The organism is Brevibacterium paucivorans, from assembly GCF_016907735.1.
In the GTDB taxonomy this organism is placed as follows: Bacteria; Actinomycetota; Actinomycetes; order Actinomycetales; family Brevibacteriaceae; genus Brevibacterium; species Brevibacterium paucivorans.
In genome coordinates this window covers 1686412-1699219 of record NZ_JAFBCP010000001.1, presented here as the reverse complement: position 1 = coordinate 1699219, position 12808 = coordinate 1686412, and the positions used below count along the sequence as shown (strand labels likewise).

Annotated in this window: 21 protein-coding genes; all 21 read right to left on the bottom strand. The window is 56.0% G+C overall.

The window, feature by feature from the left end:
- Position 1 precedes the first annotated feature (1 nt).
- The 21 genes from rpmD to fusA all read right to left on the bottom strand — a co-directional run bounded on the left by rpmD (position 2) and on the right by fusA (position 12774).
- Positions 2-184, bottom strand: a complete 183-nt coding sequence (gene rpmD / locus JOE56_RS07880) for a 50S ribosomal protein L30 (protein WP_102238566.1) — start codon at positions 182-184, stop codon at positions 2-4.
- The gene (rpsE, locus tag JOE56_RS07875) at positions 184-828 is read right to left on the bottom strand and encodes a 30S ribosomal protein S5 (protein ID WP_293877765.1); all 645 of its coding nucleotides are present in this window, start codon (positions 826-828) and stop codon (positions 184-186) included. The genes rpmD and rpsE overlap by 1 nt, the downstream gene beginning before the upstream one ends.
- Positions 825-1205 (bottom strand): 50S ribosomal protein L18, encoded by a 381-nt coding sequence (gene rplR, locus JOE56_RS07870; protein WP_204515545.1) that lies wholly within the window; start codon positions 1203-1205, stop codon positions 825-827. Before rplR ends, rpsE begins: the two co-directional genes overlap by 4 nt.
- A 2-nt stretch (positions 1206-1207) precedes the next feature.
- Positions 1208-1744, bottom strand: coding sequence for a 50S ribosomal protein L6 (gene rplF, locus JOE56_RS07865; RefSeq protein WP_204515544.1), 537 nt, complete (start codon positions 1742-1744; stop codon positions 1208-1210).
- Positions 1745-1761: 17 nt separating this feature from the next.
- Complete coding sequence (gene rpsH, locus JOE56_RS07860) at positions 1762-2160, bottom strand: 30S ribosomal protein S8 (RefSeq protein WP_102238562.1); 399 nt, start codon at positions 2158-2160, stop codon at positions 1762-1764.
- Between the two features lie 66 nt (positions 2161-2226).
- Complete coding sequence (gene rplE, locus JOE56_RS07855) at positions 2227-2799, bottom strand: 50S ribosomal protein L5 (protein WP_102238561.1); 573 nt, start codon at positions 2797-2799, stop codon at positions 2227-2229.
- Complete coding sequence (gene rplX, locus JOE56_RS07850; protein ID WP_102238560.1) at positions 2799-3164, bottom strand: 50S ribosomal protein L24; 366 nt, start codon at positions 3162-3164, stop codon at positions 2799-2801. Before rplX ends, rplE begins: the two co-directional genes overlap by 1 nt.
- Before the next feature lie 2 nt (positions 3165-3166).
- On the bottom strand, positions 3167-3535 hold the full coding sequence (gene rplN, locus JOE56_RS07845; RefSeq protein ID WP_005881521.1) for a 50S ribosomal protein L14: 369 nt from the start codon (positions 3533-3535) through the stop codon (positions 3167-3169).
- A gap of 137 nt (positions 3536-3672) precedes the next feature.
- On the bottom strand, positions 3673-3957 hold the full coding sequence (rpsQ, locus tag JOE56_RS07840; protein ID WP_102238559.1) for a 30S ribosomal protein S17: 285 nt from the start codon (positions 3955-3957) through the stop codon (positions 3673-3675).
- The gene (gene rpmC / locus JOE56_RS07835; protein WP_005881525.1) at positions 3957-4208 is read right to left on the bottom strand and encodes a 50S ribosomal protein L29; all 252 of its coding nucleotides are present in this window, start codon (positions 4206-4208) and stop codon (positions 3957-3959) included. Before rpmC ends, rpsQ begins: the two co-directional genes overlap by 1 nt.
- Before the next feature lie 2 nt (positions 4209-4210).
- Positions 4211-4627 (bottom strand): 50S ribosomal protein L16, encoded by a 417-nt coding sequence (gene rplP / locus JOE56_RS07830; RefSeq protein WP_102238558.1) that lies wholly within the window; start codon positions 4625-4627, stop codon positions 4211-4213.
- A gap of 3 nt (positions 4628-4630) precedes the next feature.
- Positions 4631-5437 carry a 30S ribosomal protein S3 gene (gene rpsC, locus JOE56_RS07825; protein ID WP_102238557.1) on the bottom strand — a complete coding sequence of 269 codons (807 nt, stop codon included), beginning with the start codon at positions 5435-5437 and terminating at the stop codon, positions 4631-4633.
- On the bottom strand, positions 5437-5811 hold the full coding sequence (gene rplV / locus JOE56_RS07820; protein WP_005881530.1) for a 50S ribosomal protein L22: 375 nt from the start codon (positions 5809-5811) through the stop codon (positions 5437-5439). Before rplV ends, rpsC begins: the two co-directional genes overlap by 1 nt.
- 37 nt (positions 5812-5848) lie before the next feature.
- Complete coding sequence (gene rpsS / locus JOE56_RS07815; protein ID WP_005881532.1) at positions 5849-6130, bottom strand: 30S ribosomal protein S19; 282 nt, start codon at positions 6128-6130, stop codon at positions 5849-5851.
- A gap of 15 nt (positions 6131-6145) precedes the next feature.
- Positions 6146-6982, bottom strand: a complete 837-nt coding sequence (gene rplB / locus JOE56_RS07810) for a 50S ribosomal protein L2 (protein ID WP_102238556.1) — start codon at positions 6980-6982, stop codon at positions 6146-6148.
- A 30-nt stretch (positions 6983-7012) separates the two neighbouring features.
- Entirely contained in the window at positions 7013-7312 is a 300-nt protein-coding gene (rplW, locus tag JOE56_RS07805; RefSeq protein ID WP_102238555.1) for a 50S ribosomal protein L23, read from the bottom strand.
- Positions 7309-7980, bottom strand: a complete 672-nt coding sequence (gene rplD / locus JOE56_RS07800) for a 50S ribosomal protein L4 (RefSeq protein ID WP_204515543.1) — start codon at positions 7978-7980, stop codon at positions 7309-7311. The genes rplW and rplD overlap by 4 nt, the downstream gene beginning before the upstream one ends.
- Before the next feature lie 6 nt (positions 7981-7986).
- Positions 7987-8661, bottom strand: coding sequence for a 50S ribosomal protein L3 (gene rplC / locus JOE56_RS07795; protein ID WP_204515542.1), 675 nt, complete (start codon positions 8659-8661; stop codon positions 7987-7989).
- Positions 8662-8675: 14 nt separating this feature from the next.
- The gene (gene rpsJ, locus JOE56_RS07790) at positions 8676-8984 is read right to left on the bottom strand and encodes a 30S ribosomal protein S10 (RefSeq protein ID WP_040347502.1); all 309 of its coding nucleotides are present in this window, start codon (positions 8982-8984) and stop codon (positions 8676-8678) included.
- Between the two features lie 393 nt (positions 8985-9377).
- On the bottom strand, positions 9378-10571 hold the full coding sequence (gene tuf, locus JOE56_RS07785) for an elongation factor Tu (protein WP_204515541.1): 1194 nt from the start codon (positions 10569-10571) through the stop codon (positions 9378-9380).
- A 97-nt stretch (positions 10572-10668) separates the two neighbouring features.
- Positions 10669-12774 carry an elongation factor G gene (gene fusA, locus JOE56_RS07780; RefSeq protein WP_204515540.1) on the bottom strand — a complete coding sequence of 702 codons (2106 nt, stop codon included), beginning with the start codon at positions 12772-12774 and terminating at the stop codon, positions 10669-10671.
- Between the last annotated feature and the right edge of the window lie 34 nt (positions 12775-12808).

Genomic DNA, 12808 nt, shown 5'->3' with positions numbered 1-12808 from the left:
ATCAGTCCACCTCTTCGACCGTTACAAGGTGGCTAACGGTGTTCACCATGCCACGGATCTCCGGACGGTCTTCCTTCACGACAGTGTCGTGCAGTTTACGAAGACCAAGCGTACGAAGCGTCTGGCGCTGGTTTTCCTTGCCACCAATCTTTGACTTCACCTGGGTAATCTTGAGCTTTGCCATTAGGAAGCAGCTCCCTTCTGCGCCGCAACAAGCAGGGCGTGAGGAGCAACCTCGTCAACAGGCAGGCCACGACGAGCAGCAACTTCCTCAGGACGTTCCAGCTGCTTCAGAGCCGCAATCGTTGCGTGAACAATGTTGATCGCGTTAGCCGAACCCAGCGACTTGGACAGAATGTCGTGGATACCGACACAGTCGAGGACCGCGCGGACAGGACCACCGGCGATAACACCGGTACCAGGAGCCGCAGGGCGCAACAGAACTACACCGGCAGCGTCTTCACCCTGAACAGGGTGAGGAATGGTCTTCTGGATGCGAGGCACGCGGAAGAAGTTCTTCTTCGCTTCCTCAACACCCTTAGCGATAGCGGCAGGAACTTCCTTCGCCTTGCCGTAGCCAACACCAACCATGCCATCGCCATCACCGACGACCACAAGAGCCGTGAAGGAGAAACGACGTCCACCCTTCACAACCTTGGACACACGGTTAATGGTGACAACGTGCTCGATGAACTGGTTCTTGTCGTCACGGTCGCCACGGTTACCGCGACGTCCGCCACCTTCGCCACGACCTCGGCCGCGACCGCGTTCGTCAGACTTGTTGTTCTGCTCAGCCTGTGCTTGCTGATTCTTGTTTTCTTCGCTCACAGGTTCAGCCCTCCTTCACGTGCACCTTCAGCAACTGCTGCGACACGTCCGTGGTAAGCGTTACCACCACGGTCGAACACAACAGCTTCGATGCCGGCGGCCTTGGAGCGTTCAGCGACGAGCTCGCCTACCTTGCGCGCCTTAGCGGTCTTGTCCTCGGACATCGCACGCACGTCAGCTTCCATGGTGGAAGCAGATGCGAGGGTCTTGCCTTCGACATCGTCGATAACCTGAACAAACATGTGGCGTGCCGAACGCGTCACGGAAAGACGTGGACGCACAGCGGTACCCGACACAGATTTGCGCAGACGGTTGTGGCGACGGGCACGCGCAGCAGCCTTGCCCTTGCCATAGCTTTGCTTCTTTCCAAAGGCCATGGTTACTTACCAGCCTTTCCAACCTTGCGGCGAACAACTTCGCCGGCGTAGCGGATTCCCTTACCCTTGTACGGTTCAGGCTTACGCAACTTACGGATGTTAGCCGCAACCTCGCCAACCAGCTGCTTGTCGATTCCGTTGACGCTCAGCTTGGTCTGGCCGTCAACCTTGAATTCGATACCTGCAGGTGGTTCGACGGTGATCGAGTGGCTGTAACCCAGATTGAACTCCAGGTTCTTACCCTTAGCCTGAACACGGTAACCGGTACCAACGATTTCGAGGTTCTTTGAGTAACCTTCCGTGACACCAACGATGTTGTTCTGGATCAGGGAACGAGTAAGACCGTGCAACGAACGGTTTTCCCGCTCGTCGTCAGGACGGCTCACAGTGATCTCAGCGTCATCCAAGCTGACCTTGATTGGTTCAGCCACAGTGAGCGCGAGTTCACCCTTAGGTCCCTTAACCGAGACGTTCTGGCCGTCAATCTTCACCTCGACGCCGGACGGAACGGAGATGGGCCGTTTGCCAATACGTGACATCTGCTTTCTCTCCTTTCCTACCAAACGTAGGCGAGGACTTCCCCACCCACGCCCTTCTTTGCGGCTTGCTTGTCAGTCAAGAGGCCCGAGGACGTTGACAGGATTGCGATTCCAAGTCCACCGAGGACCTTAGGAAGTGCGGTGCTCTTTGCGTACACACGAAGACCTGGCTTCGAAACACGCTTGATACCGGCAATCGAACGTTCACGGTTCGGACCAAACTTGAGGTCGAGCTGGAGGCTCTTTCCAACCTGAGCGTCTTCGACGCGGTAGTCAGCGATGTAACCTTCAGCCTTAAGAATTTCGGCGATGTTTGACTTCAGCTTGCTGTAAGGCATGCTGACGTCCTCGTGGTACGCCGAGTTTGCGTTACGCAGACGTGTCAACATGTCTGCGATCGGATCGGTCATTGTCATTGGGCTTGTGCCCTTCCTCGTTGGGGTTTCTACGCGTGTGAACGCGCAGACCTACAACGTAGTAGTTCAGTTTGCTTTGAAGGGGAAGCCGAGGTGCTTAAGCAACGCACGGCCCTCGTCGTCGTTCTTTGCTGTGGTTACGACGGTGATGTCCATACCACGAACGCGGTCGATTGAGTCCTGATCGATTTCATGGAACATCGACTGTTCGGTCAGACCGAACGTGTAGTTACCGTTTCCATCGAACTGGCGGTCCGAAAGACCGCGGAAGTCACGAATACGTGGCAGGGCCAGCGAAACTACGCGGTCCAGGAATTCCCACATCCGAGCTCCACGCATGGTTACGTGAGCACCGATGGGCTGTCCTTCACGCAGCTTGAACTGCGCGATCGACTTCTTGGCGCGAGTCACAACAGGCTTCTGACCCGTGATCATGGTGAGGTCACGGATCGCACCTTCGATGAGCTTCGAGTCACGTGCCGCGTCTCCAACACCCATGTTGACAACAACCTTGGTGAGCGTTGGAACCTGCATGGGGTTTGCGTACGAGAATTCGTCCTGAAGTTTCTGGACGATTTCGTCGCGGTACACCTGCTTCAGACGTGGCAACGGACGGCTTGACACAGTTGCTTCTGTCATCAGATGTCCTCCCCAGTACGACGTGAGTAGCGGATGCGAACAGTCTTGGTGCGACCGTCGCGCTCGACCTTCTCTTCGCGGAAGCCCACGCGAGTCGGCTTGTTGTCCTTAGGGTCAACGAGCATGACGTTCGACGCGTGAATCGGTGCTTCCTGGATTTCGATTCCACCAGCGGTAGCGCCGGTTGCGGTCTGTGCTGGCTTCTTGTGCTTGGTGACGCGGTTGACGCCTTCTACCAGAACGCGGTTCTGCTCAGGGAAAACCTTGAGAACCTTGCCCTGCTTGCCACGGTCTCCACCGCGGGACTGGCGTGCACCGGAAATAACCTGAACCAGGTCACCCTTCTTGATGTACATCTTCGGCATACTCACAACACCTCCGGAGCAAGCGAAACGATCTTCATGAACTTCTTGTCGCGAAGTTCGCGGCCAACTGGCCCAAAGATACGTGTTCCACGAGGCTCGCCGTCGTTCTTCAGAATGACGGCTGCGTTTTCGTCGAAGCTGATGTATGAGCCGTCTGGACGACGGCGTTCCTTACGTGTGCGGACGACTACTGCCTTGACAACATCGCCCTTCTTGACATTTCCACCGGGGATAGCGTCCTTCACGGTTGCAACGATGGTGTCACCGATGCCCGCGTAACGACGCCCAGATCCTCCGAGGATGCGGATTGCGAGGATTTCCTTCGCACCCGTGTTGTCAGCGACTTTGAGTCGCGACTCCTGCTGAATCACTGATTCTCTCCTGTCGTCTCGTCGGTTCTCGTAATGAGCCTGACGGAACGGTTATTGACAAAATGCCCGCACCTCGGGTCCCGGTAGCCAGCCTGGAAAAGCTGGGACCGGGAGGGACCGAGGTGTTGTAAAAGTGCTTACTTGGCGCGCTCGATGATCTCGAGCAACCTAAAGCGCTTTGTTGCCGAAAGCGGGCGGGTTTCGACGATACGAACGAGGTCACCCACACCAGCGGTGTTGATCTCGTCGTGAACCTTGTATTTCGAGGTCGTACGCATCACTTTGCCGTACAGGCGGTGCTTCTTGCGGTCTTCGACTTCTACGACAATGGTCTTGTCCATTTTGTCAGAAACCACGTAGCCACGCATAGTCCGGCGACTGTTACGTTCGACAACTTCTGGCGTTTCGTTCTGCTCAGCCATCACTTACCCTCTTCCTTTGCGTCGGCCGGGTTGGTGCGGATCTGCAGCTCACGCTCGCGAAGGACCGTGTAGATACGCGCGATGTCACGGCGTACGGCCTTGAGGCGACCGTGGCTTTCCAGCTGGCCGGTAGCGGACTGGAAACGCAGGTTGAAAAGTTCGGCCTTAGCCTTCTTGAGTTCCTCGACGAGGCGGTCGTTGTCATAGCCGTCGAGGACGTCCATTGAGAGGTCCTTTGAACCTACTGCCATGGTCACTCACCACCTTCACGAGAAATAATACGAGCCTTAAGTGGCAGCTTGTGGGTTGCGAGGCGAAGAGCTTCGCGTGCCACCTCTTCACTCACACCGGCGAGTTCGAAAAGAACACGACCAGGCTTAACGTTTGCAACCCACCATTCAGGTGAACCCTTACCGGAACCCATGCGGGTTTCAGCAGGCTTCTTGGTCAGTGGACGGTCTGGGTAAATGTTGATCCAGACCTTACCGCCACGCTTGATGTGACGGGTCATTGCAATACGTGCGGCTTCGATCTGACGGTTGGTCACGTACGCAGGTTCGAGAGCCTGGATACCCCAGTCACCGAATGCGATTTCGGTACCACCTTTTGCCAGACCGCGACGCTTTGGGTGGTGCTGCTTGCGGTACTTAACACGACGTGGGATCAGCACGGGTCAGCCCTCCGATCCTGCCGAAGCCTTTGCTTCGGTCTTGTTGTCATTCTGTTGCTGGCGTCCACCACGGTCGCCTCCGCGTCCACGGCCACCACGGCCTCGGCCACGTCCACCGCCGCGTGGTCCACGACCACTTGGCTGTGCGGCTTCCTGTGCAGCCAGTTCCTTGTCTGTCAGGTCACCCTTGTAGATCCAGACCTTGACACCAATGCGACCGAAAGTGGTGTGTGCTTCGTAGAAGCCGTAGTCGATGTTTGCACGCAGGGTGTGCAGTGGCACACGACCTTCACGGTAGAACTCGGAACGGCTCATTTCAGCGCCACCCAAACGGCCCGAGCACTGCACACGGATACCCTTGGCACCTGCACGCTGTGCGGACTGGATAGCTTTACGCATCGCGCGGCGGAATGCCACACGGCTTGCGAGCTGCTCAGCAACACCCTGAGCAACGAGCTGAGCATCGATCTCTGGGTTCTTTACTTCCAGAATGTTTAGCTGGATCTGCTTGCCGGTGAGCTTCTCAAGCTGACCGCGCAGACGGTCGGCTTCCGCACCTCGGCGACCAATTACGATACCGGGACGAGCGGTGTGGATGTCCACACGCACACGGTCACGGGTACGTTCGATGTTTACGCGGGAAAGACCAGCACGTTCCAGGTTGTTCTGGAGCATTTCACGGATACGAACGTCTTCTCCTACGAAGTCTGCGTAACGCTGACCGCGCTTGTTGGAGTCCGTGAACCACTTTGACTTGTGGTCGGTGGTAATTCCCAAACGGAACCCGTTGGGGTTAATTTTCTGACCCATCAGGCGTTCTCCTTTCGTGAAGCGCCCTGTTCGTCAGACAGCACCACAGTGATGTGGCTGGTGCGCTTGTTGATGCGGAAGGCACGGCCCTGGGCACGTGGCCTAAAACGCTTCATAGTGGGACCTTCATCAACGTAGATTTCCGAAATGTACAGGTCGTCTTCGTTGAATGCTTCGCCGTTCTTGTCTGCAAGAACGCGTGCGTTAGCAACACCGGAGGCGATCAGTTTGTACACCGGCTCTGACGCTGACTGTTCAGCAAATTTCAGCACCGCGAGGGCTTCGGTTGCCTGCTGACCACGAACGAGGTCAACGACACGCCGAGCCTTCTGGGGCGTAACACGCAGGTAGCGCGCTTTCGCCTTGGCTTCCATCGTTTCCTTCTTTCTTAGACCTTAGGAGCCGGTCGCCTTAGCGGCGACGACCCTTACGGTCATCCTTGTCGTGGCCGCGGAACGTCCGCGTGGGGGCAAATTCGCCGAGCTTGTGCCCGACCATAGATTCGGTGATGAACACCGGTACGTGCTTGCGTCCGTCGTGCACGGCGATCGTGTGACCCAGGAAGTCTGGGACGATCATCGAGCGACGGGACCAAGTCTTGATTACATTCTTGGTGCCCTTTTCGTTCTGAGCAGCAACCTTCTTGTAGAGGTGCTCGTCTACGAAGGGGCCCTTCTTCAAGCTACGAGGCATGTCTGAGGCTCCCTATCAACGCTTCTTGCCAGTACGACGACGACGCACAATGTACTTGTCGCTTTCCTTCTTCGGACGACGTGTGCGTCCTTCTTTCTGACCCCAGGGGCTGACCGGGTGGCGACCACCTGAGGTACGACCTTCACCACCACCGTGTGGGTGGTCGATCGGGTTCATAACAACACCGCGGACGGTTGGACGAACGCCCTTCCAGCGCATACGTCCAGCCTTACCCCAGCTGATGTTGGTCTGCTCGGCGTTTCCAACTTCGCCAACGGTTGCACGGCAACGAGCGTCGACGTTACGGATTTCGCCTGAAGGCATACGCAACTGAGCGTAACGACCAAAACGTGCGACAAGCTGAACCGAAGTTCCGGCTGAGCGACCGATCTTGGCGCCACCACCAGGACGGAGTTCAACAGCGTGGATCACGGTACCAACTGGGATGTTGCGCAGTGGCAGGTTGTTACCTGGCTTGATGTCTGCGTCAATACCAGCTTCGACACGGTCTCCCTGCTTCAGCTTGTTAGGCGCAATGATGTAGCGCTTTTCGCCATCTACGTAGTGCAGAAGTGCGATTCGAGCTGTGCGGTTAGGGTCATATTCGATGTGTGCGACCTTAGCGACGACACCGTCCTTGTCGTGACGACGGAAGTCGATCACGCGGTACTGGCGCTTGTGTCCACCACCGTGGTGACGAGTCGTGATACGGCCCTGGCTGTTACGACCACCCTTCTTTGGAAGAGGGCGGAGCAGTGACTTTTCCGGCGTAGACCGGGTCACTTCGACAAAGTCGGCGACCGAGGAGCCACGGCGGCCCGGGGTCGTCGGCTTGTACTTACGGATTCCCATGAGTCCTATTCCTTCTTCAAGGAGAATCGCTTAGAGCGATCCGCCGAAAATGTCGATCGATCCTTCTTTCAGGGCAACGATTGCACGCTTGGTGTCTTTGCGCTTGCCCCATCCGGCGCGGGTGCGTGTGCGCTTACCCTGACGGTTCAAGGTGTTCACGGAAGCTACCTTCACGTCGAAGATGGATTCGATTGCGTACTTGATTTCAGTCTTGTTCGAACGTGGGTTCACGAGGAAGGTGTACTTACCTTCGTCCATGAGACCGTACGTCTTTTCCGAAACTACCGGCGCGATGATGACATCGCGTGGGTCTTTGATCTTTACGCTCACTTTGCAACCTCCTGAGCTTCGCCAGCTTTAGCGCCACGTGCGGATTCAAGGAAGCTGTTCAGAGCTGCTTCGGTGAACACAATGTCGTCAGCCATGAGCACGTCGTAGGTGTTGAGCTGATCGAAGGTAAGCACGTGCACGGTTGGCAGGTTACGCACGGACAGCGCGGTGACGCTGTCTTCGCGTTCCGTCACAACCAGCTTGTGCGCGCGGTCCGAAAGAGCTTCGAGAGCCTGGCGCGCTGCCTTCGTTGAAGGAACGTCCGAGTCGATCAGGTTCTTAACGACAAATACCTGGCCCATACGAGCACGGTCAGAAAGAGCACCGCGCAGAGCAGCGGCCTTCATCTTCTTAGGTGTGCGCTGCGAGTAGTCGCGTGGCACTGGACCGTGTACGATTCCACCACCTGCGTACTGAGGTGCACGGATCGACCCCTGGCGTGCGTTACCCGTACCCTTCTGGCGGTATGGCTTACGTCCACCACCGCGTACTTCGGAGCGGGTCTTTGCCTTGTGGGTTCCCTGACGTGAAGCAGCAAGCTGTGCAACGACAACCTGGTGGATCAACGGAACGTTGGTCTTCTGGTCAAAGATAGACGCAGGCAGTTCAGCTGAACCAGCTTTCTTGCCCTTTGCGTCAAGAATGTCAACGGTTAGGTTTTCAGACATTTAAACTCAGGCCCCCTTCGCAGCAGAGCGAACGAGAACAACTGCACCCTTTGGTCCGGGCACTGCACCCTTAATGAGGAGCAGGTTGTTTTCGGAGTCAATTGAGTGGATAGTCAGGTTCTGCGTGGTGTGGCGCACGTTACCCATGCGTCCGGCCATGCGCATACCTTTGAAAACGCGACCCGGGGTGGCAGCTCCACCAATCGAGCCGGGCTTGCGGTGGTTACGGTGCTGACCGTGCGAAGCTCCCACACCACCGAATCCGTGACGCTTCATAACACCGGCAAAACCCTTACCCTTGGTGTTTGCTGTCACGTCTACCTTGATGCCAGCTTCGAAAACTTCGGTGGAAAGTTCCTGTCCGAGTTCGTATTCGCCAGCGTCTGCGGTGCGAAGTTCAACGAGGTGACGGCGCGGTGCAACGCCGGCCTTCTCGAAGTGACCCTTTGCAGGCTTGTTGACCTTGCGTGGGTCGATCTCGCCGTAACCAATCTGAACGGCGCTGTAGCCGTCAACTTCTTCGTTACGAATCTGTGTTACTACGTTTGAGGAAGCCGAAATCACGGTCACTGGCACCAGGTTGTTGTTTTCATCCCAGACCTGGGTCATGCCGAGTTTGGTTCCCATCAAGCCCTTGACGTTGAGTGTTGTCGGAAGGGCCTTAGAACGGGTGTTAGCCATTTCTAGTCCCTCCCTTAGAGCTTGATCTCGATGTTGACGTCGTCAGCCAAGTCGATGTGCATGAGCGAGTCGATGGCTTTTGGTGTTGGGTCAACAATGTCGATGAGACGCTTGTGAGTGCGCATCTCAAAGTGTTCGCGACTGTCCTTGTACTTGTGTGGCGACCGGATAACGCAGTACACGTTTTTTTCGGTCGGCAACGGCACGGGGCCCACAACCGTAGCGCCAGCGCGAGTCACTGTGTCGACAATCTTGCGTGCTGCATTGTCGATGACTGCGTGGTCGTACGACTTGAGCCGGATGCGGATCTTCTGTCCCGCCATGGCGTCGTTTCTCCATCTGTCGGTTTTCCTGGCCATCAACCACGGTCCTTGCGGATCGCGCGGTCTGCGCCAGCTGAGCGTGACCGACCCCCGAGGTCGGGCGTGTCGTCTTGTCCTCGCGGACAAAATTTCACGTTTCCATTCATTATGTTGCCGGTTGATTGAACCTCATAGATTCGTCCCGGAGTCTTGAGCCGTTCGCGCCTCAGCGCAGTGCAGGGGTCGTGGCCCAAAATTGCAACTTGTCTATCTTGTCATACGCAACCAAAGGCATGCAAATTCAGCAGCTCATTGACTGCTGGAGCCCGCGGGTAACCGCTGCCCCGACAACTCGCTTCAACAAAACACAAACGCTCCGCAACCCGAAGGCTGCGGAGCGTTTGAGTGAAGAAATTACTTGGTGATCTTGGTTACTCGACCAGCACCAACGGTACGTCCACCTTCACGGATAGCGAAGCGGAGTCCTTCTTCCATAGCGATTGGCTGAATCAGCTCAACCGACATGTCGGTGTTGTCTCCAGGCATAACCATTTCGGTTCCTTCTGGAAGGGTGATAACACCGGTCACGTCCGTGGTACGGAAGTAGAACTGAGGACGGTAGTTGGAGTAGAACGGGTTGTGACGTCCACCTTCGTCCTTGGCCAGGATGTAGACCTGTCCTTCGAAGTTGGTGTGCGGGGTGATTGACCCCGGCTTCACGATAACCTGTCCACGTTCAACTTCGTCACGCTTGGTACCGCGGAGAAGCAGACCCACGTTTTCACCTGCACGTGCGTCAGGAAGGGTCTTACGGAACATTTCGATAGCCGTAACGGTGGTCTTGGACGACTGTGGCTTGATACCAACGATTTCGATCTCTTCGTTAGGCAGAAGCACACCGCGCTCAACACGACCGGTAACAACGGTTCCACGGCCGGTAATCGTGAAGACGTCTTCAACTGGCATCAGGAATGGCTTGTCGATGTCGCGCTCTGGTTCAGGAACGTTTTCGTCGACTGCCTCCATGAGGTCTTCAACCGACTTGACCCATTCAGCTTCGCCTTCAAGAGCCTTGAGAGCGGAAACGCGGATAACAGGTGCGTCGTCACCATCGAATTCCTGGCTGGACAGAAGTTCACGAACTTCCATTTCAACCAGTTCGAGCAGTTCTTCATCGTCAACCATGTCGGACTTGTTCAGTGCGACAACGATGTAAGGCACACCAACCTGGCGAGCCAAGAGAACGTGCTCACGGGTCTGCGGCATAGGACCGTCGGTAGCTGCAACCACAAGGATCGCACCGTCCATCTGTGCCGCACCGGTAATCATGTTTTTGATGTAGTCGGCGTGACCAGGGGCGTCAACGTGTGCGTAGTGACGCTTTTCGGTCTGGTATTCAACGTGTGAAACGTTGATGGTAATACCGCGCTCTTTTTCTTCTGGAGCGTTGTCAACCTGGTCGAATGCCCGTGCCTCGTTGAGGTCGGGGTACTTGTCAGCCAGAACCTTGGTAATTGCCGCGGTCAGAGTCGTCTTACCGTGGTCAACGTGACCAATGGTACCGATGTTGACGTGCGGCTTAGTCCTGTCGAAACTAGCCTTTGCCACTGGGTTCCTCCTCGTGGTTGGTGCGGCCCTTGTGGCCGCGCCTTTCCTTTAATTTGCTGTCCGGCCGGCGATTTACCGGCCAGACGAACGTCGGAGATTACTCTCCGCCGCGGGTCTTCTGGATGATCTCGTCGGCAACAGCCTTCGGGACCTCAGAGTAGCTCTGGAACTGCATCGAGTAAACGGCGCGTCCCTGAGTCTTCGAGCGCAGATCGCCAATGTAACCGAACATTTCGGACAGCGGCACGAGTGCCTTGACTACCTTAATGCCGGTGGCGTCTTCCATCGACTGGATCTGACCGCGACGCGAATTCAGATCGCCGATGACGTCACCCATGTACTCCTCGGGAGTACGAACTTCAACGTCCATAAGAGGTTCGAGAAGAACCGGGTTCGCCTTCTGCACAGCCTCTTTCAGGACCATGGATCCAGCGATCTTGAACGCCATTTCCGAAGAGTCGACGTCGTGGTAAGCACCGTCCACAAGTGTGGCCTTGATGCCGACCAGCGGGTAACCAGCGAGAACACCCATCTGCATGGCGTCCTGGATACCAGCGTCAACGCTTGGAATGTATTCACGGGGAACGCGACCACCAGTGATAGCGTCCTCGAACTCGTAAATCGTGTCGCCGTCGACCTCCATAGGTTCGATGGTTACCTGCACCTTTGCGAACTGACCAGAACCACCCGTCTGCTTCTTGTGAGTGTAGTCCTGCTTTTCCACCGTACGGCGGATGGTTTCGCGGTAGGCAACCTGCGGCTTACCGATATTTGCTTCAACCTTGAACTCGCGCTTCATACGGTCGACGAAAACGTCAAGGTGAAGTTCACCCATACCACCGATTTCAGTCTGACCTGTTTCTTCGTTCAGGTTAACCGTCAACGTTGGGTCTTCCTTCACGAGCTTCTGAATCGCAGTCGAAAGCTTTTCCTGGTCGCCCTTGGTCTTAGGTTCAATCGACACGAAGATCACTGGCTCTGGGACCGAAATCGATTCCAGAACGATAGGGTTCGATGCATCGCAGAGCGTGTCACCAGTAGTGGTGTCTTTCAGACCGATGAACGCGTAAATGTGTCCAGCGAATGCGTCCTCAACAGGGTTTTCCTTGTTCGAGTGCATCTGGAACAGCTTACCGACGCGTTCTTTCTTCCCGGTGGTGGTGTTAAGAACCTGGTCACCAGGCTTCACGGAACCAGAGTACACACGCACGTAGGTGAGCGAACCGAAGAACGGGTGGGTCGCAACCTTAAACGCAAGAGCGGCGAATGGGCCGTCCTTCTTTGGTTCACGCGTAATAACGGTTTCTTCGTCGTTAACAGGGTGTCCCTGAACCGCAGGAACATCAAGAGGTGACGGCAGGTAGTCGATAACGGCGTTCAGCATTGGCTGAACACCCTTGTTCTTGAAGGCCGAACCACACATCACTGGGCATGCTTCCGAGTTAATGGTGAGCTTACGAATACCAGCCTTGATGTCCTCGATTGGCAGTTCGCCTTCTTCGAGGTACTTCTCCATGAGTTCGTCTGACGCTTCAGCAACGTCTTCAACGAGGGTGGCGCGGTATTCTTCGGCGCGGTCCTTGAGATCTTCAGGGATCTCAATTTCCGTCATGTCCTGGCCCTTCTTTTCTTCGTCTGGCCAGACGTACGCCTTCATTGTGATGAGGTCGACGACACCTTCAAAGTCTGATTCAGCACCAATTGGAAGCTGGATCACCAGAGGCTTCGCGCCAAGGCGGTCCTTAATGGTGCCTACGGTGTGGTAGAAGTCAGCACCGAGCTTGTCCATCTTGTTGACGAAGCACACACGTGGAACGTTGTACTTATCAGCCTGACGCCACACGGTTTCGGACTGTGGTTCAACACCTTCCTTACCGTCGAACACAGCGACGGCACCGTCGAGAACACGCAATGAGCGTTCAACCTCAACGGTGAAGTCAACGTGGCCTGGGGTGTCAATGATGTTGATCTGGTTGTCTTCCCAGTAGCAGGTGGTTGCAGCGGAGGTAATCGTAATACCGCGCTCCTGCTCCTGTTCCATCCAGTCCATGGTCGACGCACCGTCGTGGGTTTCGCCGAGCTTGTAGTTCACACCCGTGTAGAACAGGATGCGTTCTGTTGTGGTGGTCTTTCCGGCGTCAATGTGCGCCATGATGCCGATGTTGCGAACTTTCTTAAGGTCGCTAAGCACTTCGAGTGCCACGGTGTCTCTCTCTCGTCTCGTTGACTTGCTCGGA

Coding starts and splice junctions, on each gene's coding strand:
- rpmD (WP_102238566.1), bottom strand. CDS start 184: ATGGCAAAGCTCAAGATTACCCAGGTGAAGTCAAAGATTGGTGGCAAG.
- rplR (WP_204515545.1), bottom strand. CDS start 1,205: ATGGCCTTTGGAAAGAAGCAAAGCTATGGCAAGGGCAAGGCTGCTGCG.
- rplF (WP_204515544.1), bottom strand. CDS start 1,744: ATGTCACGTATTGGCAAACGGCCCATCTCCGTTCCGTCCGGCGTCGAG.
- rpsH (WP_102238562.1), bottom strand. CDS start 2,160: ATGACAATGACCGATCCGATCGCAGACATGTTGACACGTCTGCGTAAC.
- rplE (WP_102238561.1), bottom strand. CDS start 2,799: ATGACAGAAGCAACTGTGTCAAGCCGTCCGTTGCCACGTCTGAAGCAG.
- rplX (WP_102238560.1), bottom strand. CDS start 3,164: ATGCCGAAGATGTACATCAAGAAGGGTGACCTGGTTCAGGTTATTTCC.
- rpsQ (WP_102238559.1), bottom strand. CDS start 3,957: ATGGCTGAGCAGAACGAAACGCCAGAAGTTGTCGAACGTAACAGTCGC.
- rpmC (WP_005881525.1), bottom strand. CDS start 4,208: ATGGCAGTAGGTTCAAAGGACCTCTCAATGGACGTCCTCGACGGCTAT.
- rpsC (WP_102238557.1), bottom strand. CDS start 5,437: ATGGGTCAGAAAATTAACCCCAACGGGTTCCGTTTGGGAATTACCACC.
- rplV (WP_005881530.1), bottom strand. CDS start 5,811: ATGGAAGCCAAGGCGAAAGCGCGCTACCTGCGTGTTACGCCCCAGAAG.
- rpsS (WP_005881532.1), bottom strand. CDS start 6,130: ATGCCTCGTAGCTTGAAGAAGGGCCCCTTCGTAGACGAGCACCTCTAC.
- rplB (WP_102238556.1), bottom strand. CDS start 6,982: ATGGGAATCCGTAAGTACAAGCCGACGACCCCGGGCCGCCGTGGCTCC.
- rplD (WP_204515543.1), bottom strand. CDS start 7,980: ATGTCTGAAAACCTAACCGTTGACATTCTTGACGCAAAGGGCAAGAAA.
- rplC (WP_204515542.1), bottom strand. CDS start 8,661: ATGGCTAACACCCGTTCTAAGGCCCTTCCGACAACACTCAACGTCAAG.
- rpsJ (WP_040347502.1), bottom strand. CDS start 8,984: ATGGCGGGACAGAAGATCCGCATCCGGCTCAAGTCGTACGACCACGCA.